At 32.7% G+C, this 25,616-nt stretch carries 21 protein-coding genes; 20 read left to right on the forward strand and 1 reads right to left on the reverse strand.

Going from position 1 to position 25,616, the window contains the following annotated elements; genetic code table 11:
* Window positions 1–302 precede the first annotated feature (302 nt).
* The 4 genes from QMO11_RS20520 (at window position 303) to QMO11_RS20535 (ending at window position 4,042) form a co-directional block, all read left to right on the forward strand.
* Window positions 303–902: a peroxiredoxin family protein gene (locus QMO11_RS20520; RefSeq protein WP_282039724.1), complete on the forward strand. Its 600-nt coding sequence runs from the start codon at window positions 303–305 to the stop codon at window positions 900–902.
* Window positions 903–911: 9 nt separating this feature from the next.
* Window positions 912–1,388 carry a TlpA family protein disulfide reductase gene (locus QMO11_RS20525; RefSeq protein WP_282039726.1) on the forward strand — a complete coding sequence of 159 codons (477 nt, stop codon included), beginning with the start codon at window positions 912–914 and terminating at the stop codon, window positions 1,386–1,388.
* Between the two features lie 17 nt (window positions 1,389–1,405).
* On the forward strand, window positions 1,406–2,863 hold the full coding sequence (locus tag QMO11_RS20530; protein ID WP_282039728.1) for a DUF6029 family protein: 1,458 nt from the start codon (window positions 1,406–1,408) through the stop codon (window positions 2,861–2,863).
* 114 nt (window positions 2,864–2,977) lie between these two features.
* Complete coding sequence (locus QMO11_RS20535; RefSeq protein WP_282039730.1) at window positions 2,978–4,042, forward strand: 3-deoxy-7-phosphoheptulonate synthase; 1,065 nt, start codon at window positions 2,978–2,980, stop codon at window positions 4,040–4,042.
* A 39-nt stretch (window positions 4,043–4,081) separates the two neighbouring features.
* Here the strand turns inward: QMO11_RS20535 and QMO11_RS20540 are convergent, their stop codons facing one another.
* Window positions 4,082–5,086 carry a radical SAM protein gene (locus QMO11_RS20540; protein ID WP_282039732.1) on the reverse strand — a complete coding sequence of 335 codons (1,005 nt, stop codon included), beginning with the start codon at window positions 5,084–5,086 and terminating at the stop codon, window positions 4,082–4,084.
* A 134-nt stretch (window positions 5,087–5,220) separates the two neighbouring features.
* Here QMO11_RS20540 and ileS point away from each other — a divergent pair, with 134 nt between their 5' ends.
* The 16 genes from ileS to QMO11_RS20620 all read left to right on the forward strand — a co-directional run bounded on the left by ileS (window position 5,221) and on the right by QMO11_RS20620 (window position 25,525).
* On the forward strand, window positions 5,221–8,661 hold the full coding sequence (gene ileS / locus QMO11_RS20545) for an isoleucine--tRNA ligase (RefSeq protein ID WP_282039734.1): 3,441 nt from the start codon (window positions 5,221–5,223) through the stop codon (window positions 8,659–8,661).
* A gap of 16 nt (window positions 8,662–8,677) precedes the next feature.
* Window positions 8,678–9,055 (forward strand): TraR/DksA family transcriptional regulator, encoded by a 378-nt coding sequence (locus QMO11_RS20550; protein ID WP_282039736.1) that lies wholly within the window; start codon window positions 8,678–8,680, stop codon window positions 9,053–9,055.
* A 113-nt stretch (window positions 9,056–9,168) separates the two neighbouring features.
* Window positions 9,169–9,774 (forward strand): lipoprotein signal peptidase, encoded by a 606-nt coding sequence (locus QMO11_RS20555; protein ID WP_282039737.1) that lies wholly within the window; start codon window positions 9,169–9,171, stop codon window positions 9,772–9,774.
* Between the two features lie 169 nt (window positions 9,775–9,943).
* Entirely contained in the window at window positions 9,944–12,346 is a 2,403-nt protein-coding gene (locus QMO11_RS20560; protein WP_282039739.1) for an SLBB domain-containing protein, read from the forward strand.
* A gap of 86 nt (window positions 12,347–12,432) precedes the next feature.
* Window positions 12,433–13,524, forward strand: a complete 1,092-nt coding sequence (locus tag QMO11_RS20565; protein WP_282039741.1) for a Wzz/FepE/Etk N-terminal domain-containing protein — start codon at window positions 12,433–12,435, stop codon at window positions 13,522–13,524.
* A gap of 17 nt (window positions 13,525–13,541) precedes the next feature.
* A complete protein-coding gene (locus QMO11_RS20570; RefSeq protein WP_282039742.1) occupies window positions 13,542–14,558 on the forward strand; it encodes an NAD-dependent epimerase in 1,017 nt (338 codons plus the stop codon).
* A gap of 2 nt (window positions 14,559–14,560) precedes the next feature.
* On the forward strand, window positions 14,561–15,814 hold the full coding sequence (locus QMO11_RS20575) for an oligosaccharide flippase family protein (protein ID WP_282039744.1): 1,254 nt from the start codon (window positions 14,561–14,563) through the stop codon (window positions 15,812–15,814).
* Complete coding sequence (locus QMO11_RS20580) at window positions 15,807–16,778, forward strand: glycosyltransferase (protein ID WP_282039745.1); 972 nt, start codon at window positions 15,807–15,809, stop codon at window positions 16,776–16,778. The genes QMO11_RS20575 and QMO11_RS20580 overlap by 8 nt, the downstream gene beginning before the upstream one ends.
* A 136-nt stretch (window positions 16,779–16,914) precedes the next feature.
* Window positions 16,915–17,499 carry an LbetaH domain-containing protein gene (locus tag QMO11_RS20585; protein ID WP_282039747.1) on the forward strand — a complete coding sequence of 195 codons (585 nt, stop codon included), beginning with the start codon at window positions 16,915–16,917 and terminating at the stop codon, window positions 17,497–17,499.
* A gap of 361 nt (window positions 17,500–17,860) precedes the next feature.
* The gene (locus QMO11_RS20590) at window positions 17,861–18,592 is read left to right on the forward strand and encodes a DUF6261 family protein (RefSeq protein ID WP_282039748.1); all 732 of its coding nucleotides are present in this window, start codon (window positions 17,861–17,863) and stop codon (window positions 18,590–18,592) included.
* A gap of 107 nt (window positions 18,593–18,699) precedes the next feature.
* A complete protein-coding gene (locus tag QMO11_RS20595) occupies window positions 18,700–19,785 on the forward strand; it encodes a glycosyltransferase (RefSeq protein ID WP_282039750.1) in 1,086 nt (361 codons plus the stop codon).
* A gap of 13 nt (window positions 19,786–19,798) precedes the next feature.
* A complete protein-coding gene (locus tag QMO11_RS20600; RefSeq protein ID WP_282039752.1) occupies window positions 19,799–20,980 on the forward strand; it encodes a glycosyltransferase family 4 protein in 1,182 nt (393 codons plus the stop codon).
* A gap of 3 nt (window positions 20,981–20,983) precedes the next feature.
* Entirely contained in the window at window positions 20,984–22,189 is a 1,206-nt protein-coding gene (locus QMO11_RS20605) for an O-antigen ligase family protein (RefSeq protein WP_282039753.1), read from the forward strand.
* Between the two features lie 2 nt (window positions 22,190–22,191).
* Window positions 22,192–23,274: a glycosyltransferase family 4 protein gene (locus QMO11_RS20610; RefSeq protein WP_282039755.1), complete on the forward strand. Its 1,083-nt coding sequence runs from the start codon at window positions 22,192–22,194 to the stop codon at window positions 23,272–23,274.
* A gap of 195 nt (window positions 23,275–23,469) precedes the next feature.
* Window positions 23,470–24,585: a glycosyltransferase family 4 protein gene (locus tag QMO11_RS20615; protein WP_282039756.1), complete on the forward strand. Its 1,116-nt coding sequence runs from the start codon at window positions 23,470–23,472 to the stop codon at window positions 24,583–24,585.
* Window positions 24,575–25,525 (forward strand): NAD-dependent epimerase/dehydratase family protein, encoded by a 951-nt coding sequence (locus QMO11_RS20620; RefSeq protein WP_282039757.1) that lies wholly within the window; start codon window positions 24,575–24,577, stop codon window positions 25,523–25,525. Before QMO11_RS20615 ends, QMO11_RS20620 begins: the two co-directional genes overlap by 11 nt.
* Window positions 25,526–25,616 lie beyond the last annotated feature (91 nt).

The following is a 25,616-nucleotide window of genomic DNA, read 5'->3' on the forward strand; positions in this document are numbered from 1 at the left end:
TTCAAGCCCGCCTCTCGGTACAGATAATACATCAATAATGGTAAAGCCTTGCAGAGTTTCTGTGAGGCTTTTTTTGTACCTTAAAATGGACATTGAATTTTATACTTTTACTACATGAATAGTTCTTGTGTGAGGGATTGAAGTGACATCCTTTGTGAGCCCATTATGGCGAAGCAAAGATACAACGTAAAGCCCGACCCACAGGGGCACACCCAAAAAGTCAGTCTAGGTTTCATTGAACTTTATGCTTTTAACCTTTGTTTGTTATTTAGAATGAATATCAATAATTAAATTTTATAGTTATGAAACTAAATAGTGTGATTTTACTCTTCGGATTTTTATTGGTGAGCATGATTTCGTGTGATAAAGGAGATGATGCAGCAGAACAGATGGAGGATGAGATGGAAATGAAAGATCAGGATAGTAATAGTGATGGAGGCGCTAGTGAACCAGATGTTGACGATTCAGGGGATGTGGTTTTGGGTGATGCTGGTGATTTTTCATTGGAAGAATTAAATGGTGGTACTTTTAGGTTATCTGATCAAAAGGATAAAGTAACTGTGCTTTTTTTCTTTGGTAACTCATGTCCTTCATGTAAAGCAGCTGTAAATTCAATTGAAAGTAATTTAGTTGATGCTTATGCTGATAAAGACGACTATCAATTAATAGGAATTGACGTTTGGGATGGTAATAGTAATGCTGTTAGTGGATTTAAATCAAGTACTAGCGCTTCTTTTAGGTTATTATTAAATGGTTCAAAAGTTGCTGGCGATATGGGTACTACTTATGATAGATTGCTTGTAATTGATAAGAATGGAGATGTTGTATTTAAAGGTACAAGAGGAGCATCAAATGATATAGCCGATGTTGTTGCTGTTGTAAATGAGCAATTAAACAATTAATCGACTGTTATGAAAATATGTTTCTCAATTATTTTTACTGTATTCTTTTGTGTTTCTATGGAATCACAAACCATTCGTGACTTTAGTGCCACTAGTCTTGATAACAATACAGTAACCTTTTCAAGTTTAAAAGGAGAGGGTCTTACTGTGTTGGACTTCTGGGCATCGTGGTGCAAACCTTGCTTGAAGTCGATGCCATATATTGAAGGTATTTATACAAAGTATAAAGATCAAGGTGTTTCTGTAGTTGGTGTTAATACTGATGGTCCTCGTAGTCAGTCAAAAGTAAAGCCTATTATAAAAAGTTTAAATATTCATTACCCTATTATTCTCGATATGAATAACAATTTGATGAATGATTTAAATGTATTGTCCCTTCCTACTTTATTGATTGTTGATAAAAATAATAAGGTAATTTATAGACATGAGGGTTTTGTTAAGGGTGATGAAAAAAGGATTGAAGAAGAATTAGAGAAATACTTATAATGCAAAGCCCTCTTTATATGCTTAAATATTTGTGGTTAACATTAGTTATATTGTTTGTTCCTATAATTGTAAATGCACAATTTAATGGAAGTATGCTAAATGAATATCAATATGGTAATATACCTAGCGACGAGTCTGGTGATTTTAATTCAATTTACACGCGTGCATTATTAGATTATCAATATCAGGATTTTAGGTTATCAACAGGACTTCAGTTATACCAAACGCCTTATGAGGATAGGAACTACGTAAATCTGTCGAGTGCTCAGCTAAATTATCAAACAGAGAAAATTTCTGTTAATGTTGGCAATTATCAAGAGGTATTAGGAAAAGGATTATTATTGCGTAATTATCAGATTCCGAATGCTGTAATAGAAGATTTGGGTTTTAGAAGTAAACAATATTTTTACACTGATATTTTGGGTGCATCCGCCACTCTTCAGGTAAAGAATATGACGATAAAAGCACTTTGGGGGTATTCTCTGAATAATTTGTATCCACCAACAGAAAGTTGGGAGCAGAGGAGATATGATGAGCTTGCGGGTGCTGAAACCCATTTTAAGATCAAAGATCAAAGAATTGGGGCTTCTTTTTTATCAGTGAATAATGAATTGGAAGAAAGCTATTATGGAATGCTTCATAGTGGGGGTAGTTTTTTAAATTACTTTAGTTATTATGTTGGTTATGCAAGTTACCTTGGGGGTAAAGGTAAGGATGACCTAAAAGGTGATTCTTATGCAGCGTATGGAAGTTTAAATGCCTATATTAACTCATTTGGTTTAAGTTTGGAGTATAAAAATTATAAGAATTTCTTACTTGGCGCAGGGGTTAATGAACCGCCTGCATTGGTTAAGGAGCATTCTTATAAATTATTAAATAGAAGTACGCATGTTTTACAACCCACTAATGAAACGGGTATTCAATTAGAAGTTTTCTATAATATAAACTTATTTTCTATAATTACAGCTAATTATACTTTGGCTAACAACGATTTTGGCGAAGATTTAACTTATCATGAGTGGTTTCTTGAATATTCAGGTAGTGTTTTTTCTAATACTGATTTAAAAGTATTTGTTGATTTTGCTCAGGATCCTTTTAAGGGAGAAGAAGATCGTATTTCGATAGGTTCAAGTATAGATCAATCATTAGGTACGAATTTTGGAGTAGTGTTTGATATAGAAGGTCAGGATTTTACGAGGTATGAAGAGAGTGTGAATAATTTTTATGGCGGCTTAACCTTTCGGTATAAATCAAAGCTATTTTTAGGACTGCAAGGAGAGTATAGTACAGATTCATTTGTAACAGAAGATTCAAAATATTGGATTGGAGGGAATGTTCAATACAAGCCACACAATAAACACACGTTTAATGTTTTTGTAGGAGAGAGAAGGGGTGGACCCGCATGTAGTGCTGGTATTTGTTATGAGGTACTCGATTTTAGAGGTGTTGAGGTGCGATGGGCTGCTCGTTTATAGGATTATGCCTAAACCTTAAATAATTACCCTTATATTTTTGCAAAATATGAGAATTATCAGTTATTTGCGAGCCAAATATAAAGCACATTGGTTTTATACCTTAATACCACATAGATGACTGATAAAAGAATTGAAAATATAAATGTAAATGCCGAGCAGGCCATTATAACACCGAACGAATTAAAAGATCTTTATCCTTTAAACGAAGCAATTATTGCCAATGTTGCAGAAGGACAGGCTACTATAAAAAACATATTAAACGGCGCTGATAAAAGGTTGCTTGTTGTAGTTGGTCCTTGTTCAATACATGATATTGAAGCAGCTAAAGAATATGCGCGTGGGTTAAAGAAGTTGGCAGACGAACTAAAGGATTCCCTTTATTTAGTAATGCGTGTTTATTTCGAGAAGCCAAGAACGACTGTTGGTTGGCAAGGTTTAATTAATGACCCTAAGTGTGATAATAGTTTTAAAATTGAAGAGGGCTTGAAACAAGCTCGTGAGTTATTAATTTATATTGCAGAATTAGGCTTACCCGTTGCTGGTGAGGCACTCGATATCGTTACTCCTCAATACATTCAAGATTTAATATCATGGACTGCTATTGGTGCACGAACAACAGAATCACAAAGTCACAGAAAAATGGCCAGCGGATTGTCTTCAGTTGTAGGGTTTAAAAATGGTACTGATGGAAATATTGAAATTGCCATTAATGCACTAGAATCAGTATCTGCACCGCATAATTTTATTAGCATTGAACCTGATGGGAAAGTAGCTGTAATTAGAACTGCTGGAAATCCTGATACACATATTATTTTGCGAGGAGGAAAAAGTCCAAATTATGAAGCTGAAGATGTTAAGGCTTATGAAGAACGCCTAAGAAAAGCTGGTTTAGCTGAGCGAATTATGATTGACTGCAGTCATGCCAATAGTAATAAGAGTGCTAAAAATCAAGCATTAGTTTTAAAGTCAATTCAACAACAAATTTTAGATGGTAATAAGTCTATTATGGGGGTTATGATTGAGAGTAACCTCAAATTCGGCAAACAAAAATTATGTGCAGATCTTAGTAAACTAGAATATGGTGTTTCTATTACTGATGAGTGCATTGGTTGGGATGAGACTGAAAAAGAATTAAGGGCTTTTGCAAAATCAATAAAAGTAAATTTGTTTGCAAGATAAAGATACCTTAGGTTTTGGCGTTAACCTGGTGTTGGCGCCTTAACTAATTATCTCATAATTCGCTACAGACTTATTGATTTTGCTATTTTGTTTTTTAAATAAAAACTGAAGTGTATTTTTTCTCCATCCAGTAGCTTTAATGTACTTTTTAAAAGTCATTTCTTCCCATCTATTACCTAATTGCTCTTCTGTTTTAGGTCCAATGTAAGTGTAAACTGCATCGGCAACCTTACCATCTCTATTTTTCTTTTTAAATTCTACATTTGTTGTGTTTGCTAATAGGCGTATATTGTTCTGTGAGCTGTAATCTTTTAAATCTGCGAGTATTTTATTATACTCATCAAATTGACCCTGTTCAATTGCGTCAGAATACTTCCCTCCAATATTAAGTACTGGTCGTATTTGTAGTGTTCTGATGTTATACTTCTCAAAAACATTAAAGAAATTTGATAATTCGCTTAAGTTTTTTTTATTCACCGTGTAGTTAATTCTAATTTCTGGAAACTTAGAATTTGCTTCTTCCTTAAAGCGATTGATTCGCTCAAGGGTGCTTAAAAAACGATCGTATTTAGATGTAGTCATAAAGTGCTCATAAGTATCCTTTTTGACACCATGACAGGAAATTGTAATTTCGCTTAATTTTAATTCAATTAGTTCTCTAATTTGGTCATCGGTGAGTAGTTGGCCATTTGTCACTATCCCAATATCAGGAACATTGTATTGGCGAGCTAGTCTAACTAGCGAGGTGAAATTTCTATGAGTGGTAGGCTCTGCCCCACAACCTATGTACACCTGAAAAGCCTTTTTAAAGAGTGTATTGGCAATAGGTGCGAAATCTGATTCAGGTATAATGCCTTTCATTTTTTTACGCTGCTCCATATTGCTGAAATAACACATCTTGCAAAAAAGATTGCAATTTAGAGATGGATCAATCCGGATAGATAAATGGCGTCGACCCAAAAGGTGAAGTGTATAAACACCCAATAGTTTTATATTGGCGCTTTTAATCTTTTTACTGAGATTGAATAGAGTATAAAAGTTCATGTTCTTTCGTTATGAGCAGCAAATATAAACAAATAGTGATAATCTCCTTTTTACATACTTTAATACATTTGCTTTTACGCTATACTACTTCTATATTTGCACAACTTTTTACAAAATTGTGAATAATAAGAGAAATGAGTAGTAAGTTTAAAGAATACAAAGGATTAGATTTATCTCAAACCAATAAAGATATTTTAAAGGATTGGGAAGCAAATAATGCATTCGAAAAGAGTGTGACTACACGTGAAGGTAATCCTACTTTTGTTTTTTACGAAGGGCCACCGTCTGCGAATGGTTTGCCAGGTATTCATCATGTTATTTCTCGTTCACTTAAAGATATCGTCTGTCGTTATAAAACCCAGAAAGGGTTTGAAGTAAAACGTAAAGCAGGATGGGATACGCATGGTTTGCCGGTAGAACTAGGTGTTGAAAAAACTCTTGGTATTACCAAAGAGGATATTGGTAAAAAAATTACAGTTGCTGAGTATAATGCAGCCTGTAGGAAAGATGTAATGAAATACACTGATAAGTGGCAAGATCTTACCCATAAAATGGGTTATTGGGTCGATATGGAAAATCCATATATCACTTACGACAACAAGTATATCGAAACACTTTGGCACCTTCTTAAAGAACTTTATAAAAAAGATTTTCTATATAAAGGATATACTATTCAACCATATTCGCCAGCAGCGGGTACTGGATTAAGTACACATGAGTTGAACCAACCTGGGTGTTATAAGGATGTAAAAGATACTACATGTACAGCTCAATTTAAGGTTGTTAAAAACGATACATCTAATTTTCTTTTTGATGGTGTAGATGGAGAGTTGTTTTTCCTAGCTTGGACAACAACACCTTGGACTTTACCGTCTAATACAGCATTGGCAGTAGGTCCTAAAGTAGCTTACCAAAAAGTAAAAACGTTTAACCCATATACGGGTGAACCTATTATGGTTGTAGTAGCTAAAAACTTAGTTTCGGCTTATTTCAACGCAAAAAATGCTGATTTATCATTCGAAAACTATAAGCCAGGTGATAAAAAAGTTCCTTTTCAAGTAATTGAAGAGGAGATCACAGGAGAGCAATTAGAAGGCATCTCATACGAACAATTAATTCCTTGGATGAAGCCAGATGGCGATGCTTTCCGCATCATCATGGGCGATTATGTTACTACAGAAGATGGTACCGGTATCGTTCATATTGCGCCAACTTTTGGTGCAGATGATGATAGAGTTGCTAAAGTTGCCGGAATTGCTCCACTTATTTTAATAGATAAAGAGGGGAAGCAAAATCCAATGGTTGATAAAACCGGTAAATATTTTCTTTTAGAAGATTTAGATGCCGATTTTATAAAAAACTTTGTTGATGTTGATGCTTATTTAGAATATGCTGGCCGCTTTGTTAAGAATGCTTATGATGAAACGTTAACAGATAAAGATCCGTCTTTAGATGTTGATTTATCAGTAATGTTAAAGCAATGTAACAGAGCTTTCAGAGTTGAAAAACATACACATAACTATCCTCATTGTTGGAGAACAGATAAGCCTGTTCTTTATTATCCTTTAGACTCATGGTTTGTTAAAACTACTGCAGTTAAGGAAAGAATGATGGAGTTAAATAAAACCATTAATTGGAAACCAGAATCTACAGGAACCGGTCGTTTCGGAAAATGGTTAGAGAATCTAGTTGATTGGAATTTATCTAGATCTCGTTATTGGGGAACTCCACTTCCTATCTGGAGAACGGAAGATGGTACACAAGAAAAATGTATTGGTTCTGTTGAAGAATTAGTAACAGAAATAAATAAGGCTGTTGATGCAGGCGTAATGGCTAAAAGTCCTTATGGCGAATTCAAAGCGGGTGATTTTTCAAAAGAAAATTATGATTTAGTTGACCTGCATAGACCTTATGTTGATGAAATTTTCTTAGTTGCCGATAATGGTGAAAAGATGATTCGCGAGGCCGATCTTATTGATGTTTGGTTCGATTCAGGAGCTATGCCATATGCGCAAATGCATTATCCATTCGAAACAAGTAAAGAAGATTTAGTATTTCCTGCCGATTTTATTGCTGAAGGGGTTGATCAAACTCGCGGATGGTTTTTTACGCTTCATGCATTAGGAACTATGTTGTTTGATTCAGTTGCATTTAAAAATATTATTTCAAACGGTCTTGTTTTAGATAAGAACGGTAATAAAATGTCTAAACGCCTAGGGAATGCGGCAGATCCATTTGAAGTTATCGAGAAACATGGTTCTGATCCATTGCGTTGGTATATGATTACCAATGCGCAACCATGGGATAATTTAAAGTTTGATGAGTCAGGGATTGACGAAGTAAAACGTAAATTTTTTGGAACTCTATATAACACCTATTCTTTCTTCTCATTATATGCCAATATTGATGGTTTTAGTGGTAATGAAGCTCAGATTCCAATGAATGAACGTCCTGAAATTGACCGATGGGTTATTTCAGTACTCAATTCTGTTGTAAAAGAAGTAACTGAAAGCTTTGATGCGTTTGAGCCTACAAAGGCGGGTAGAGCCATTCAGAATTTTGTTACAGAAAATTTAAGTAATTGGTATGTGCGTTTAAATCGTAAGCGTTTTTGGGGAAGTGAATACTCTAATGATAAATTAGCTGCTTACCAAACGCTTTATCAATGTTTAGAAACGGTAGCTATTATTTCTGCTCCAATTGCACCTTTTTTTATGGATCAATTGTTCAGAGATTTAAATGCTGTTTCAGGAAATAATAAAGAAGAATCTGTGCATTTAACTTTATTTCCAGAAGTTAATGTTGGTCTAATTGATACTGAACTTGAGCAAAGAATGGAATATGCACAAGATATTTCATCAATGATATTGAGCCTTCGCCGTAAGGTGAGCTTGAAAGTTCGTCAACCATTACAAAAAATAATGGTGCCTGTTTTAGATTCTTCATTCCAAACTCAATTAGAAAAAGTAAAAGATTTAGTACTTTCAGAGGTTAATGTGAAGGAGCTAGAATTTCTTACCGATACTACCGGGGTTTTAGTTAAGAAGATTAAGCCCAACTTTAAAACTTTGGGACCTAAATATGGTAAAATAATGAAGCAAATTGCTGCCGTTGTTAATCAAATGGGTCAAGAGGATATTGCAGCAATTGAGCGTGATGAAAAGATGAATCTAACTATAGCTGATCAAGAAGTTGAGTTATTGTTAGAGGATGTTGAGATCATGTCTGAAGATATTCCTGGGTGGTTAGTTGCAAACGAAGGAAAGTTAACTGTAGCCTTAGATATTAACATTACAGATGATTTACGTCAGGAAGGAATTGCCAGAGAATTTGTAAATCGTATACAGAATATTAGAAAGGATTCAGGTTTTGATGTAACAGATAAAGTTATTGTTGAAATTCAGAAAAATGACATTATAAATAATGCCGTAATTAACTATAAAGATTATATTGCGGCTCAAACATTAGCAGATAAAGTTAAGCTTGTAGATTCAAACTGTGAAAACAATAGTATTGTTGTTGAGATAGAAGCAGGTGTTGAAATTTACATAGCAGTAAAAAAACAAGTTTCATAACAAAAAAACTACCACTATGGCTGAAAAAACAAGATATTCTGACGCGGAGTTACAAGAGTTCAAAGACATAATCAATGGTAAATTGGATAAAGCCAAAAAAGATTATGAACTTTTGAGAAATACCATTACACATGGCGATGGTAATGATACTCAAGATACATCACCTACTTTTAAAGTTTTAGAAGAAGGAGCATCTGTATTGTCTAAAGAAGAAGCTGGTAAGCTAGCTCAACGTCAATTGAAGTTTATTCAGCATTTACAAGCTGCATTAATTCGTATTGAGAATAAATCATATGGAGTATGTCGAGAAACTGGAAAGTTGATCTCTAAAGAGCGATTACGTGCAGTGCCTCATGCTACATTGAGTATCGATGCCAAAAAGAATCAAAAATAGATATCTTAAGTTCCTTAATGAATACTATAATTTAAGATTATTATAAACTTATTCTGTGTGGTAGCGGCTATTGAAACCAAAAGTCTGCTGCCACATTTCTTATTTACAGAGGTATGTTATCATTATTAAAACGCCCAATTGTTATTGTGGCTCTTGTATTAATTGTTGATCAAGCATTAAAAATATGGGTTAAAACCAATATGATGCTTGGAGAGGAGTTTAATATTATTGGCGATTGGTTTATTATTCATTTTATTGAGAATAATGGTATGGCTTTTGGTATGGAACTAGCCGGTAAGTTCGGTAAGGTTCTTTTAAGTGTTTTTAGAATAGTAGCTGTATTCGGAATAGGGTATTATTTATATCAACTAACTAAAAAGAAGGCGCCAACAGGTTTAATTGTAAGTATTTCACTTGTTTTAGCAGGTGCATTAGGTAATATAATCGATAGTGCATTTTATGGCTTGTTGTTTAGTGATAGTTATCCGCAAGTAGCTACATTTTTGCCCGAAGGGGGAGGTTATGCCTCATTTCTACACGGGAAAGTAGTGGATATGTTTTACTTCCCACTTGTAGATGGATATTTCCCTGATTGGGTACCGTTTTGGGGAGGTGATCATTTTGTTTTTTTTAGACCTGTTTTTAATGTAGCAGATTCCGCTATTTCTATTGGAATAGGGATTTTGTTAATTTTTCAACGCAACTATTTTAAAGATTAAACATCTGTTTGGTGTTATTAGATTACGAAGTTTATAATAATTATATAAAAGCATGTAGTACTACATGCTTTCTTTGTGTGGGTAGTTTATTGATACTTTGTGTTTAAAGTGTTAAATTGGGTCGGAGGTTGTATTGACTAAGGGCTTAAGTAATTGATTTTTTAATAAAATGAGAATTAAGTTTTCTTTTCTGTTTTTATTTTTTCTATGTTTTTTTCTTTCAAAAAATGTTGTTTCACAAGATATTGATCCTGCAACTGTTGATGTTGGTGCTTTAAGTGATGATCAGATTCAACGAATTATTACAGAGATGGATAGTCGTGGAATACCTGAGCAAGAGGCTATGGCACTTGCTAAAGCGCGAGGGATGTCCGACGCCCAAATTCTTCAATTACAGCAACGAATTCAGGAGCATAAGCTTAATGGAGGAGGAAGTTCTCAAGTTTCAGAATTGCCTGAACCAAAGGTTTTTGAAGAAGGGGAGGTAAGTTCAAAAGAAAAGAAAGAACCGACTGTTGTTGAAGAAAAGAAATTATTTGGATACGCATTCTTTAATACTGATAAACTTACGTTTGAGCCTAATGCTACAGCACCGATCTCGCCATCTTATTTGATTGGCTTGGGAGACGTAATTGTTATTGATGTATGGGGAAATTCGCAAATGGGTTATCAATTGACTGTCGATCAAAATGGGAATGTTAGCATACCAGAAATTGGTCAAGTGATGATTGGAGGTATGTCATTTGAAGATGCTGAAAGAAAGATAAAATCAAAGCTTAATAGAATATACGCTGATTTGTCTTCCGATAACCCAAAGACCTTTGCATCAGTTAGTATTGCTCAAATTAGAGCGGTGAGTGTTAATGTAATAGGTGAGGCTTCAAGTCCTGGTACCTATATCGTGCCCGGAACAGCTTCTGTTTTTAGTGCTTTATATCTAGCTGGAGGTCCTAGTGAAAATGGTTCCTTTCGTGATATAAAACTTATTCGTGACGAAAAAGTAATTCAGAATATAGATATATATGATTATTTGATTAAAGGAAAAGCTGATAATAATGTTACACTGCGTGATGGGGATGTAATAATAATAGAACCTTATCGTCAAAGAATTATTATTGAAGGACAGTTTAAAAGAACGGGTCTTTTTGAAACAAAAAAAGGAGAAACCGTTACGGATGTTGTTGAGTATGCTGGTGGGTTTAATGAAAATGCTTATACGCACAGGTTAGAACTTTACCGTAAAAATGGTAGAGATCAGGAATTTATTGATGTGCTCGAGGATAATTATAGTAAAATAGAACTTGCCAATGGTGATAGTATTGTTGCAGGTAAGGTTTTAAACAGGTTTCAAAATATTGTTGCTATCACAGGTGCTGTATACCGTCCTGGAAATTATGAAATAACAGAAGGTCTCACATTATCGAAATTAATTGAAAATGCGGATGGCTTGCGAGAAGATGCTTTTTTAGAAAGGGGAGTTATAACTCGCCTCGCAAAAGATTTTACTTTAACCAGTATTTCTTTTGATGTTGCTGATGTTGTAAATGGCGAAGTTGATTTTGATATTCAGAAAGATGATAATATAAGTATTTCTTCAATACACGATTTACGTGAGTTTAGAACTGTTGAGATTTATGGTGAAGTCAAAGAACCTGGGCCTTTTAATTATAAAGAAGGCATGACACTTAGTGATATCGTATATGAATCAGGAGGTTTCTTGGAATCAGCCTCTGAGGCATTTATAGAGGTTGCCCGTAGGTTAGGAAAAGAAGAAGAAGCTACTTTAACAGATAAAGTATCCCAGGTTTATCAAAAACAAATTTCTAGAGACTTAAAACTACTAGGTAATGATGGTGACTTTGAATTACAACCTTTTGATAAAATATTCATACGTCAATTACCAGGTTTTGCCGAGCAGTCTGTTGTTACACTCTCAGGGGAGATTGCTTATAGCGGACAATATGCTTTAACGACTCATAAAGACCGTGTTTCTGACTTAATTGCGCGATGTGGAGGTTTCTCTCCTAATGCTTATCCCAAAGGAGCTATGTTAACACGTCAAATAGAGAAGGATACTAAGAATGTAATGCTTAAGGATGAGCTAATATCACGAAGTACAGATGTGAAGTCTACTAGTTTAGATTTTGAGGTTGTTGGCATTAGTTTGGATGAGATAATGAAGAACCCTGGAGGTAAGGATGACGTATTTTTACTGGATGGAGATGAGATATTTGTCCCTAGAAAAAGCCAAGTGGTTAAGGTAACTGGTGAAGTATTAAACCCTATCTCATCAACCTATACTAAGGGAAGGAAATTGAAGAAATATATTAGTGGAGCTGGAGGTTTTGCTGTTCAAGCGAAAAAGAATAAGGTATATGTGGTTTACCCTAATGGGACAGCCAGTGATACTAAAAGTTTTTTAGGTATTAGAAAATATCCGAAATTAGAGCCAGGAGCTGAGGTAATTGTACCTACTAGACCAGTAAGAAATGCCGCTTCAGTTGCCGCTTGGGTTGGAATACTTTCAAGTTTAGCTACATTAGGATTAACTATATCGAATATTGTTAATTAGAGGTAGACGTTATAGGTATTATGATGTTTAATACATTTCCTTCAGATCTATAACGGAAATTTTTTCTCTTAGGATAAAATATATATATGAATCAAGAAAATACTGATAAGCCAAGAATCTTCGTAAATGGAGAAATTGATATTGTTGCCTTTTCTAAAACACTTTGGTATGAAAAAGTACTAATTATAAAAACTATCGGAATTGCTGTTATTATTGCAATTCTTATTGGAATTCTTAGTCCTGCACAATATACCTCAACAGCGGTTTTATTGCCAACTGATGATTCTGGCTCTTCAGGTTTGGGAGGCTTAGGAGCTTTAGCAGGCATGGCAGGACTGAATGTAGGATCCTTGATGGGAAATGAAGTAATGGGTATACAAAGTGCATTGTATCCTCAAGTGGTTGAAAGTTACCCATTCAAAAATAAAATGATGCACAGTGAGTTTAATTATCTTGAGTATTCAGAGCCGATCTCTCTTTATAATTATATGCTAGCGGATACGATTCCTAGTTTCTCAGAGAAAGTTTTAATGTATACATTAAAGCTACCTTGGACTATAAAAGGCCTTTTTACAAAGGATGGTGTAGTAGATAATAATGATTACGGTGTAATTAGCCTAAGGGATAATGAAGTAGAAGTTTTAAAAGAGCTAGACGGCTTTTTTAGTGTAGAGGTTGATAAAAAATCGGGACTAGTTATAATTACTGCAGATGATTATGAACCTATTCTAGTTGCACAAAAAGTGCAAAAAGCCGTTGATATACTCCAAGAATATATTACCGCATATAAAACAAAACAAGCCAAGCAAAGTGTTGATTTTCTTCAAGAACAATTTGTTGAAAAAGAGCGTCTTTATAAAGAAGCTCAGCTTGCTTTTTTCGATTATAAAGATAAGCATAGGTATACAGTAATGGAGAGAACTAGTTATGAGTATCAACAATTAAGTGATAGATATGAAACTAATCTAGCTGTTTTTAAATCTTTATCAAGTCAATTAGAGCAGGCTAAATTAAAATTAGTTGAGAGTACGCCAGCATTTACTCTTCTTGAGCCTGTAATAATACCACATGATAAATCGTGGCCAAGGAGAAGCCTGTTAATTATTTTGGGGGTATTTTTAGGAGGCTTCATTGGAGTTAGTTTGGTATATATAAAGCATAGGATATCAATTCTATAATAGTTTAAAGTGTTAATATGGTTATTCTAGTTACAGGAGCAGCAGGTTTTATTGGTTTTCATTTAGTTGAAAAGTTAGTTAAAGAGGGCCATAATATTATAGGTATTGATAATATTAATGACTATTACGATATAAATTTGAAATATTCTAGATTAAGCCAATCTGGAATAGATAGAAACTTAGTCGAAGATGATCAAAGCGCAAATCTAGTTTTAAGCAATAAGTATAATAATTATCAATTTGCAAAAATGGATTTATGCGATAAATCAGCTCTTGAAAGTCTATTTAAAAAAAATAATTTTACGCATGTTGTTAATTTAGCTGCTCAGGCGGGTGTTCGTTATTCAATAGAAAATCCTGATGCTTATGTACAGAGTAATTTAGTTGGATTTGTAAATATATTAGAATGCTGTAGAAACTATAAAATTAAGCATTTAGTATATGCATCTAGCTCATCGGTATACGGACAGAATATAAAAGTACCATTCTCAGAACATGACCAAGTAGATAACCCTGTAAGTCTATATGCGGCTACAAAGAAGAGTAATGAATTAATGGCACATACCTATAGCCACCTGTATAACTTTAACACTACGGGCTTAAGATTTTTTACTGTTTACGGCCCATATGGAAGACCAGATATGGCTCCTATGCTATTTGCCAATGCGATAAAAAAAGGTGATGCAATTAAGGTATTTAACAATGGTGAAATGGAGCGTGATTTCACTTATATTGATGATATTGTTGAAGGAGTTGCACGGGTTATAAAGTATGACCTTAGTGCCGATGATGAATTATATAAAGTTTTAAATATAGGTAATTCAAAACCCGTTAAACTATTTGACTTTATTAATATTATGGAAGAAGCTATGGGTACCGAAGCACAAAAGGTAATGTATCCAATGCAAGATGGTGATGTTAAGCGAACCTATGCTGATACAACGGAATTAGAAAAGTTAGTAGGTTATAAGCCTAAAACTTCTTTAAAAGAAGGAGTTGGTGAGTTTGTGAAATGGTTTAAAAAAGGTTATTAATAGTGCTTACTAAAATTAAATTACTGATATCAGATCATAAATCTTTACTATCAAACTTTGGGTATTTAAGTATTTTACAAATAGTAACAATGTTGTTGCCACTAGCAACTTACCCTTATTTGGTTCAAACTTTAGGATTAGAAATATGGGGGAAAGTTATTTTTGCCCAAGTTATCTGTAATTATTTTGCTATTTTTATTCGGTTTGGTTTTCAACTTTCTGCAACCAAAGAAGTTTCAATACATCGGGATTCAGCACCAATACTCTCTAGAATAGTATCATCAGTTTTAATTATCAGGACTCTTTTATTTGTTACGTCTTTTCTCATACTATTTATTATAGTTGCTTGTATCCCCTCCTTTTGGGAGGATAAAGCACTTTATTTCTTATCATTTCTATTTTGTATTAACGAATGGCTATTTCCCATCTGGTATTTTCAAGGGATTGAGAGGATGAAATATGTCACGTTTATTTCATTAACAAGTAAGCTAATTTTCTTTTGCTTGATATTTGTTTTCATAAAAACGGAATCTGATTATTTATATGTGCCATTATTAAATGGAATTGGTGTTTTATTTGGAGGTATTGTTGCTCTATATATTATCTTCATCAAGCATAAGGTGGCATTTAAGTTTCAAGCGAAGAGTGTACTTTTAAAGTACTTTAATGAAAGTTTACCTTTATTTGGAAGCATGGCAGTTATTTCGATAAGAGATAATTTTAATGTTATTTTTATTAAACTATTTTTAGGGTCATCAGAGGTCGCAATTTATGATCTTGGTATAAAGATTATGAATATTATAAAAGTTTTTATTACTCTTATAAATACAGCTACCTATCCTAAAATTATGCGTGAGAAAAATATCAAATTCTTAAAGAAGATGGTGTTTGTTGTTTTTGTAGGAATGTTCGTTAGCTTACTGATCTCTCTGTTTTTCTTATCTGATTTTATTAAATTTGTAGGAGGAGGCCAAATGAAAAATGCCCTACCTTTAATTCGGTTATTATTATTAGTTCCTCTAATTATTATTTTGAGAATATATCCAGATAAGATTATTGAGATGTATGGAAGATATAAAATATATGCCATTGGAAATATAATTACCGTAATTTTTTACTTGTCATTAATAGGTTTGGGATATCTATTTGGATTTGTTAGTCATGTCATGTTTTTTGGTGTTGTTGTCGTATTAACCTATCTATTTGAAACTATTTATCGATTTTTTAAAATTAAAAATATAATTCAGAATGAGTAAGGTTTGTGCTTTAACAGTTACTTATGGCGATAGGGGTGTTTTTTTGGCTCAAGTGATTGATTCACTTGTAAGAGAAAAGGTTGATAATATTGTAATTGTAGATAATAATAGCTCTAATAAGACCAAAGAAACTATTGAAAGATACCAAAGCTTAGGTATATGTATAGATATTATTAGCTTTAGCTCAAATCAAGGTTCGGCAATAGGCTTTTCAAAAGGAATTCAATTTGTTTTTGAGAATGTTGATTGTGAGTATATAATGATTTTGGATGATGATAATGTAATCACAGCAGGTTCACTAAAAGTGTTAAGGAAAAATTGTAACTCTTTTAATGATAAATCGATGATGGTTGCTTATAGAGAAGGTAGGAAGCCGTATTCTGATATTGTAAGTGGGCATAGTATCAAAGCGGCTTATGCTAATAAGAATGCTTTTTTTGGATTTAATCTGCTGGATAAATTTAGAAGGAGAAAAATTAATCAACCCAATGCACCCTTAAGTGTACCAATTGAAATACCATTTGGACCTTATGGGGGCTTATTTTTTAATAAACGTATAATTAAGGATATCGGTTATCCTGATGAAAGGTTTGTTTTATACTGCGATGATTTAGAATATACAAAACGAATTTATAGTTTTGGTGGAAGCCTTGTTTTAGTTCCAATGGCTATTATTCAAGATGTTGATAATTCATGGAGTAAAATTAAGGCAAAGCGTTTCCAAAATCTATATACTTCGAATAAAAATCAATTATTCTTTTCCACTAGAAATTCTATATATTTTCAATATAATTTTTTGGTAAAAAATAAACTACTATTTTTTCTTAATATGGTTATTTACTTGACTTTTTTTATTTGCTATTCACTTTTACAAAGAGAAGCATATACTATAAGGACCTATATGTTGGCTGTAAAAGCCGGATTGTTCCGAGATTTCTCTCAGGATAAATTATTTAATGTTTAAATAATTAAAATTTCGATTTCAAACCAGGTTAATAAGTGAGCCTAATATTGAGGGTAGAATTATATACCTTATCATTTTAGTTACATTTTGTAAGTTGTTTAATAATTGTTTGTAATAGGATTATAGTAATATTAAAATGATACAATCAAAAAAAGATTATCAATATTATCTTACTCGCGATAGTTTAGCTCTTGGTATTAAACCTAATATTAAGATATCTCTAAAAAGTTTTTTTATCCCTAATTACATTTGGCAGTTTCAAAAAACTTTAAGAAAGCTTGAATATTATACTAATTGTAAAACTAGCATATTCAGTAAATTTCACTTAGCCTTCCTAAAATTACGGTTTAGAAGGCTCTCTCTTAAGTTAAGTTTTTCTATTCCAATAAATGTTTTCGGACCAGGCCTTGCTATTGTTCACTACGGTACAATAGTTGTTAATAAAAATGCTAAAATAGGGAAGAATTGTCGCATACATGCATCTACTAATATTGGAGCCTCAGGTGGTTCTTCTTTGGCACCACAATTGGGAGATAATATTTATATAGCACCAGGTGTTGTTATCTATGGAGATATAAAGTTGGCTAATAATATTGCTATAGCTGCTAATTCTACTGTATATAAAAGCATTAAAGAAAGTAACGTTATGATTGCAGGAACGCCCGCTAAAGTAAAGAAAGGTATAGATATAAATATACTTATCCGTCATGCCAATACGTGACATACAATAGTTAGTGTTTTTGAGCCGATATCTCTAAAAAAAATAGCAGGCAATATGTTTGCTGAAGTACTTTAAAATATTTTTTAGCACTAAAATCTGATTCCATATCTAAATAATTTTTTTTCTGTATTCAAATCGGCCACAGAATTTAGATGAAAAAAGAATTGCCATAAAAAAAGGCCACCTTATTGAACCATAAAAATATTTAGTAGCGAAATCTAAGACATATTTAGGATATAATATTTTTAATGGTAAATGTCTGTGATAGCTTTGTTTATGATTTTTTATTCCTCTATAAGTATTTGTATTACTGAACTTATTGATTAATTTTAGTAACTATTAAACTCAAATTTAATCAAATATGGAAACTTTAAATTTTTCAAAAATCCAAAACAAAGAACTTCAAACCTATTCAACAAGAGTAAAAGGCATTATTAATATTGCACAAATCTCGCCCGAAGCTTTAGATGATTTACAATTTCTTAAAATTCCTTTTGATCAAAAGGTAGATGCTTTTGAGGCAGCCGGATTGACTGGAGATATTGAGTATACAGGCACAGGTAAAAAGGAGCTCGATATTGAACGCGATAGTGCATTTTTAGGCCTCAGAGGAATGGTATCCAGTTTTAAATTTTCTACAAATCAGGCGCAGGTTGAGTTAGCTGCTCGTTTAGAAAGCATCATTCGCAAGCACGGATGGTACTTAAATAATTTGTCTTACGCGAAGCAATCTGCGGGTACGCGTAATTTATTAAATGATATTGCCACTAAATTTACTTTAGAAGAGCTTCAATCAATTTATGCCGATGCATGGGTTAATGCCTTACGGGCAAGTCAAGAGGCCTACGAAGCTTATGCTCTTAAGCTTAACGAAGGCAAAGCAAATCAGGGTATTTCGCAAACTGAATTGAAAAGAGATCTGGTATTGGCATGTACAGATATTGTAGCCTATTTACCTTTTTTAAATAGAAAGATTGCCGACCCAAAGCTTGAGGTTTTAATAGATGACATTAATAAATTAATTATCGATACTAATGCTATTATAAAATCAAGAGAAACCAAGGCTTCGCAAATGCCTACCGAAGCTAACTAAATTTAGCGAATTACATTTTTAATTAGTTTCTTTGCATAAATCTCCACCTAAGTTTATAGTTGGGGATTTTTTTATTTTTATAGAGTTGGAATATCAAAAAATAATTGATGAGTAAACAAAAAGAAATATTTTTTCTTTTGCCCAATCTTAATGGAGGTGGAGCTGAACGTGTAGTGTTGAACTTAATGAGTGCTTTGGATAAGCGCAAGTATACATGTAAACTTATTCTATTAAATAACTCGGGAGAATATTGCTCAAATATAGATTCGCAGGATATTATAGACCTAAAGAAAAGAGAAGGAATCTTAAAATATTTGGTATACTTTAAACTATTATTTGCCATTTGGAAATATAAACCAGATATATTATTTAGTTCGATGTTTGGCTTAAATAGTATCGTATCCTTATTTAAGCCACTTTTACCTAAATATACTAAGCTAATAGTTCGAGAAACAGGTGTTATTAGTAAAAGAGAGAATGTGTCATGTATCATGAACTCTTTGTGCAAGGTATCCTTAAGAAAATCAGATAATGTTATTGCACAAAGTAGCGATATGCTAGACGATTTGGTTTCTAATTATAATGTTCCGAGAGATCGAATTATTAAAATATTTAATCCAATAGATGTAGTTACTATTCAAAAACTACAAAATTGTGAATCTACAATAATATTTGATTCGAATAAATATAATCTTCTTACTATTGGCAAATTTGAAAAGCAAAAAGGGTACGAAGAATTAATACGATCATTTAGTAGATTTGCTCATAATACAAATTATCATCTTCATATTGTTGGTAGAGGTAGTTTGAAACCTCATTATGAACAACTAATTGATCAACTTCGATTGCAACATCATGTAACCCTTTACAATTTTGTAGATAATCCATATGCTATATTAAACAGAGCTGATATGTTTTTATCTAGCTCCCACTGGGAGGGATTTCCAAATGCTGTTTTAGAGGCACTTTGTTGCGGTTTACCGGTTTTGGCTAATAATTATAAAGGAGGGATAAGCGAAATTATAAATAATAGTAACGGTATAATTATAGATATGTATGATGGGGAAGTATTGGAGAATGCGATTAAATTGGCTCAATCTAAAAAGTGGAATACGGAATTAATTATTTTAGATTGCATAGCTAATTATAAACTTGAAAAAATTATCGTTGATTACGAAAAATTATTTCAATAATAATACAAGAAAAATGAAAATATGTATTGTTTCATCATCATATCACCCACATTATAAGGGAGGAGGAGAGTACTCAGTTAAGCAGCTTGCTGAGGGGCTTCTTAAAAAAGGAATTGATGTTTTTATTATAGCAGCTTATAAAGAGAGTCGAGATATTGAATATATTGATGGAATAAAAGTTTATCGCATAAAAACACCTAATCTATATTGGTCTGGCGAGTCAGCTCAAAAAAATAAAATAGAGAAAGCAATTTGGCATATTACTGAAGCCTATAATCAAAGCATTCCTAAAGATATTAAGAACATATTAGTACAAGAGAAACCAGATGTTTTGCATATCAGAAACGTAAGCGATATTCCTTCATCTATTTGGAAGCATTGTAAAAAACTAAATATACCAACGGTTTTAACTTTAAATAGTTATGCAAGTATTTGTGTGAATGCTAATTTATTTTTAAATAATACGGTTTGCGAAAAACGATGTTTTGTTTGCAAATCAATATCTTACCCCAAAAAGGTATTGAGTAAATATGTTAATGCAGTAGTTGGCGTTAGTGAGTTTACGCTAAATGAACATTTAAAATATGGATTATTTATTAATGCAAAACAATATGTAATTCGTACGCAGGCTCCTTTGGTTAATTATAATAAGAAGATAAATCTTGAGAACATTACTTTTGGTTTTATAGGTCAAATAAATCCCAATAAGGGGGTGTTGGAGATGATTAAATCATTTAAATCAGCAACAATAAGTAATGTGAATTTATTAATTGGAGGTGAAAATAAAGGGAATTATTTTGAGGAGTGTTATCAAGAATCCAAGAGTGATAGCAGGATTAAGTTTCTAGGGCGTGTTGATTCGAATGAGTTTTACAAACAAGTTGATGTGCTTATTATTCCTTCAATATGGTATGAACCATTTCCACGTGTTTTAGTCGAAGCTTACTCTTATGGAATACCTGTAATTACAACAGGTAGGGGTGGAATAGGGGAAATGATTCGTGAAAATGAAACGGGTTTTATTTATCACTCAAGCATAGAACTAACTAATATAATTACTGATATATCTATGGGGGTTATCGATGTTCATTCTTTAAAATATACTATAAAAGAGATGATTGCGTCTGATGAAACTAGCGATATAGAAAAATATATAAGTGTTTATCGTGACGTTCTTGTTGGTAAAGAGAAATAATATATGAGTAAATTTGATTGGTCCAAGTTGAATATAAAGATTAATGAAGGAGATGTAGTTCTATTTCTCTTTTGTTTTTTTGTTGGAATGGACTTACCACAAATAGGAGGTTCATTGCGAGTGTCATTTATACCAATAATGTTATACTCTATTAAGTTTCTTAATAGAGATGAACTTCTTTACGATAGGTCTATTGCATTGATTGTATTATTTGCAATTGCTTTGTTGCCTCCAGTATTGTTTTCACCAACAAAAGTAAAGTCCTTTATTTATATAATATGGGTATTTATATCCTACTTCTGTATATTTACTTATTTTCGAGAGTCGGCAAAAAGAAGCACATCTCGTACTCTACTAATCATTGTTTATTGTTATCGTTTCCAAATCATATTGGCTGCCCTTATCTGGGGTGCAGGACTTCAGGAAAGAGCTCAACTATTTTACTTTGAGCCATCTTATTTTGCAATCTCGTTAATATTATACACTAGTTATGTGATTATAAACTTTTTCAATAAAGGCTTAAAAAAATCTTTGTTGGATATATTTCTAATTTTAGTTGTTTTAATATCTACACAAAGCGCTAATTACATGTTAATCATGTTAATGGTGTTCTTGTTTTATTATGTTTTTAAGAAGAAATCTGTAAGAGAAATTACTTACCTTATTATTGCCTCCTGTCTTGCCTTTATCGGGGTTTATTATTACATACAGTATTCTGAAGATTTATTAGCATCAACAATTCGAATGGTTATTGAGTCTGAAGATCTGCGCGAAACATTAATTGGAAGGGCGGGAAATAGGTGGCCTAGAGTACAGCTTGGAATTCAAACTATTAAAGAGAATTTTTTTGGTATTGGTATGGGTGCTTCAAGAGATAATCCACGTCAATATTTTTACAATGTTGATCCGTCTATTGAATCTCCTTATGATAAACCTGTAATTAACATGTATATTGAACTGATTGCTGAAGGAGGATGGATTGCTTTCGGTATTTTTGCCTTATTCCTAGTTAATATTGTGCGTTCGAGCTTGAGGATAAAAAATACTTTATACAAAAAAATATTTAGTACAGCATTATTAACAGTTCTTTTTATAATGAATTTCGAGTCCAGCATTCTTCGTCCTTACATTTGGATGCTTTATGGTTTAGCTGTTGGTGCAGAAATATACTATAGTAAACAGGGTAACTTAGCTAATAAAAATGAGTAATGATGTCAATTCTTAAAACTAAATCTATAACAATAGATGCTCGTATGATTAATGAATCAGGCATAGGACGTTATATTCGAGAAGTTATAGATGGTATAATTGAAGCCTTTGCGAGTGTTCATTTAATAGTAAATAATACGTCAGATGCGAAATTTTATTTAAAATACGATAATGTTGCGCTAATTCAATTTAAGTATTCAATTTACTCACCTATAGGCCAGCTTTTGCTCCCCTTTAAAGTAGAGAAATGTGATGTTTTTTGGGCGCCACATTTTGCATCTACGTTTATGCCTGTAAGAGCCAAATATAGAGTAACTACTATTCATGACGCATTTCATTTAGCCAACAGAAATTACTTTTCTTACGTTGAATATTTATATGCAAAAATATTGTATTGGAGTAGTGTTCGGTTGTCAAATAAGGTGATTACTGTTTCTAACTTTAGTAAAAAGGAATTAGTTAAATATTTGGGCTTTAATGATAAGATAGAGGTTGTTTATAATGGTGTTGATTTTAATAAATTTAATTCGAAAATTAATGATGGAGCAAATAAAATTGCACCTATAACAACAGGGAAGTATCTCTTATGTGTTGGTAATGTTAAACCGCATAAAAATTTGAAAGTAGTAATTGATGCTTTTTTTAAATGCAATAATAACCTCACCCTAGTAATTGTAGGAAAAAAAGAGGGTTTTATAAAAGCAGATAAGAACTTAAGAGATTTAGTTGAAGGCAATGAAAGAGTTAAGTTCACGGGTTTTGTTGATGATGAAGTTTTAGTTGCATTGTATCAGAACACTGAGGCTTTTATATTTCCATCGCTATATGAAGGTTTTGGATTGCCACCTTTAGAGGCTTTGTCAGCAAACGCAAGAGTTATTTGTTCAAGAGCACAACCAATGCCTGAAGTGTGTGGAGACTATGTTGAGTTTTTTGACCCATTTGATGCAAATAAATTAAGAGATTTAATTGAACTTACTCCCCTTAAAACTTCTTCTAAAGATACCCAAGAATATGTAAAGAAATTTGACTGGAAGGTGTCACAAAAACAGCATATAACCATATTAAAAGAGTTATTTGCTTAAAATTTACGCAACCATTGTTTTATTAGTGTATCATTAGCTTTACTATATTTTAATAGTTTGTTAATAAATGCTTGTTAATTTATTTCCATTAAGTACCATCTTTTGTACTTTTGTGTGAATTTTCAAACTAATAATTTTAATAGAGGGTTTGGCTTGGCAGTATATTTGCTGTGAGGTTTACTAATTACTTTAAAAATGAAAGTAGCAATAATACAAGAATGGTTAACCTCGGTAGGAGGTTCAGATAAAGTTGTGAAAGCCCTGTCTGATATCTTCCCAAATGCCAAGATTTACACTTTGGTATCTGACCCTAAGGTTTGCGATGAATTAGGAATTGATAATAATAAAGTTACCACATCATTTATTCAGAAATTACCATTTGCTAAAAAGAAATACAGAGTTTATTTGCCTTTTTTTTCATACGCAATAGAACAATTTAATTTAGATGAGTATGATGTAATTATTTCCTCTTCACATGCTGTTGCCAAAGGTGTATTAACAAATAGTAATCAGCTACATATTTGTTATTGTCACTCCCCAATGCGTTATGCATGGGACTTACACCACCAATATTTGAAAGATGCGGGATTAAGTAAAGGTTTAAAAAGCTTTATTGCAAGATATACACTTCATCGTTTAAGAATATGGGATTTAGCATCAAGTTTTAGAGTAGATCACTTTATCAGTAATTCAAAATATATTGCCAAACGCATCAATAAAGTGTATAAAAGAACTGCTACCACGATTTACCCAAATGTTGACATTACATCCTTTTCTCTGCATGAAGAAAAAGAAGACTATTATTTAGCATCAAGTAGATTGGTTCCTTATAAAAGAATGGACATTATAGTAGAAGCTTTTAATAAAATGCCTGAAAAAAAATTAGTGGTTATTGGTGATGGGCCAGAGTTTAAAAAAATTCAAGCTAAAGCCAATGCGAACATTCAGATGCTTGGATATGTTGATTTTAATACACTCAAGTCATATATGCAAAGAGCAAAGGCTTTTGTTTTTGCTGCAAACGAAGATTTTGGTATCATACCAGTAGAAGCGCAGGCTTGCGGAACTCCTGTGATCGCTTACGGTGTTGGAGGTTCCCTTGAAACTGTAAAAGAAGGAGTCTCTGGTTATTTCTTTAAAGAACAAACTGCTGATAGTATAACAGAATGTATAAAGAATAATGATAGTTTAGTAGGGAGTCTGAATAAAAATGCAATTCGAAAACATGCCGAAAATTTCTCAGAGCAGATATTTAAGGATAAAGTATTGTCATTTGTTACACAAAAGTACAAGGAGTTTAATGAAAGATAGGAAGATAATTATATTTGGTTCTGCCGGATTTGTAGGTTCACATTTTATTTCGTTTATCAATGAAAATAACTTAGGAACTGTTATAACGTATGATATTAAGGATGATCCCAAGCAGGATGTACGTTTGCCTATCACTATTTTGGGAGACTTCTCGTCAAGTGATATAATAATTAATTTGGCTGCAATTCATAAAACACCTGGGCATCCTGATTTTGATTATTTTGAAACTAATATTAAGGGTTCTAAAAATGTGTGTTCTTTTGCTTCTGAAAAAGGCATCGATAATATTATTTTTACAAGTTCAATAGCACCTTATGGTGCCTCAGAGGAAAATAAAACAGAAGATACCTTAGAAACACCAAATACACCATATGGTATATCTAAATTAGTTGCTGAGAAGAATCATCAAATATGGCAGAAAGAAGATTTGGAAAACAGGCGATTGGTTATTCTTAGACCTGGTGTTATATTTGGTACTGGCGAAGGTGGTAACTTCACCCGTTTGTATACAGCAATAGAAAAAGGAGTCTTCTTTTATCCAGGACGAAGAGATACTCAAAAAGCTTGTATTTACGTTAAAGATCTAGTTTATGCTAGTTTACAATTAATTGAATTGGGCCAAACTAATTCAGGGATATATAATTTCTGTTACCCTTCTGCTCCTCGGATAGATAACATAGTACATCATATATCTAAAGTAGCTAATTTAAAAGAACCAAAACTCAAGGTTAGTGCGAAATTAATGATTGTTGCTTCTCAAATTCTTGGAGCTATGGGAGGAAAAAAGATTGGGATTCATCCTGATCGGGTAAAAAAGCTGATGATTTCAACTAATATCTCAGGAGAAAAGTTAGAGAAAAGTGGTATTAAATTGCCTTATGGATTTGAGAATGGTTTACGTGATTGGTTTAACGATTGTGGCAATAAAGGGATGTATTAAAATATAACCTAGAAAGCAATGGTGTAACTATGCTACTGTAAGCAGAAATCTTTATTTTTTATAGTAAGCATTATAGTACTATAATTAATCC

Source organism: Saccharicrinis aurantiacus (genome assembly GCF_947489045.1).
Classification (GTDB): domain Bacteria; phylum Bacteroidota; class Bacteroidia; order Bacteroidales; family Marinilabiliaceae; genus Saccharicrinis; species Saccharicrinis aurantiacus.

Bases quoted from the DNA above. Each gene is read 5' to 3' on its own strand.
- QMO11_RS20615 (WP_282039756.1), top strand. From the start codon at position 23,470: ATGAAAGTAGCAATAATACAAGAATGGTTAACCTCGGTAGGAGGTTCA.
- QMO11_RS20520 (WP_282039724.1), top strand. From the start codon at position 303: ATGAAACTAAATAGTGTGATTTTACTCTTCGGATTTTTATTGGTGAGC.
- QMO11_RS20555 (WP_282039737.1), top strand. From the start codon at position 9,169: ATGTTATCATTATTAAAACGCCCAATTGTTATTGTGGCTCTTGTATTA.
- QMO11_RS20605 (WP_282039753.1), top strand. From the start codon at position 20,984: ATGAGTAAATTTGATTGGTCCAAGTTGAATATAAAGATTAATGAAGGA.
- QMO11_RS20585 (WP_282039747.1), top strand. From the start codon at position 16,915: ATGATACAATCAAAAAAAGATTATCAATATTATCTTACTCGCGATAGT.
- QMO11_RS20620 (WP_282039757.1), top strand. From the start codon at position 24,575: ATGAAAGATAGGAAGATAATTATATTTGGTTCTGCCGGATTTGTAGGT.
- QMO11_RS20610 (WP_282039755.1), top strand. From the start codon at position 22,192: ATGTCAATTCTTAAAACTAAATCTATAACAATAGATGCTCGTATGATT.
- QMO11_RS20595 (WP_282039750.1), top strand. From the start codon at position 18,700: ATGAGTAAACAAAAAGAAATATTTTTTCTTTTGCCCAATCTTAATGGA.
- QMO11_RS20600 (WP_282039752.1), top strand. From the start codon at position 19,799: ATGAAAATATGTATTGTTTCATCATCATATCACCCACATTATAAGGGA.
- QMO11_RS20525 (WP_282039726.1), top strand. From the start codon at position 912: ATGAAAATATGTTTCTCAATTATTTTTACTGTATTCTTTTGTGTTTCT.
- QMO11_RS20540 (WP_282039732.1), bottom strand. From the start codon at position 5,086: ATGAACTTTTATACTCTATTCAATCTCAGTAAAAAGATTAAAAGCGCC.
- QMO11_RS20565 (WP_282039741.1), top strand. From the start codon at position 12,433: ATGAATCAAGAAAATACTGATAAGCCAAGAATCTTCGTAAATGGAGAA.
- QMO11_RS20580 (WP_282039745.1), top strand. From the start codon at position 15,807: ATGAGTAAGGTTTGTGCTTTAACAGTTACTTATGGCGATAGGGGTGTT.
- QMO11_RS20560 (WP_282039739.1), top strand. From the start codon at position 9,944: ATGAGAATTAAGTTTTCTTTTCTGTTTTTATTTTTTCTATGTTTTTTT.
- QMO11_RS20570 (WP_282039742.1), top strand. From the start codon at position 13,542: ATGGTTATTCTAGTTACAGGAGCAGCAGGTTTTATTGGTTTTCATTTA.
- ileS (WP_282039734.1), top strand. From the start codon at position 5,221: ATGAGTAGTAAGTTTAAAGAATACAAAGGATTAGATTTATCTCAAACC.
- QMO11_RS20550 (WP_282039736.1), top strand. From the start codon at position 8,678: ATGGCTGAAAAAACAAGATATTCTGACGCGGAGTTACAAGAGTTCAAA.
- QMO11_RS20530 (WP_282039728.1), top strand. From the start codon at position 1,406: ATGCTTAAATATTTGTGGTTAACATTAGTTATATTGTTTGTTCCTATA.
- QMO11_RS20590 (WP_282039748.1), top strand. From the start codon at position 17,861: ATGGAAACTTTAAATTTTTCAAAAATCCAAAACAAAGAACTTCAAACC.
- QMO11_RS20535 (WP_282039730.1), top strand. From the start codon at position 2,978: ATGACTGATAAAAGAATTGAAAATATAAATGTAAATGCCGAGCAGGCC.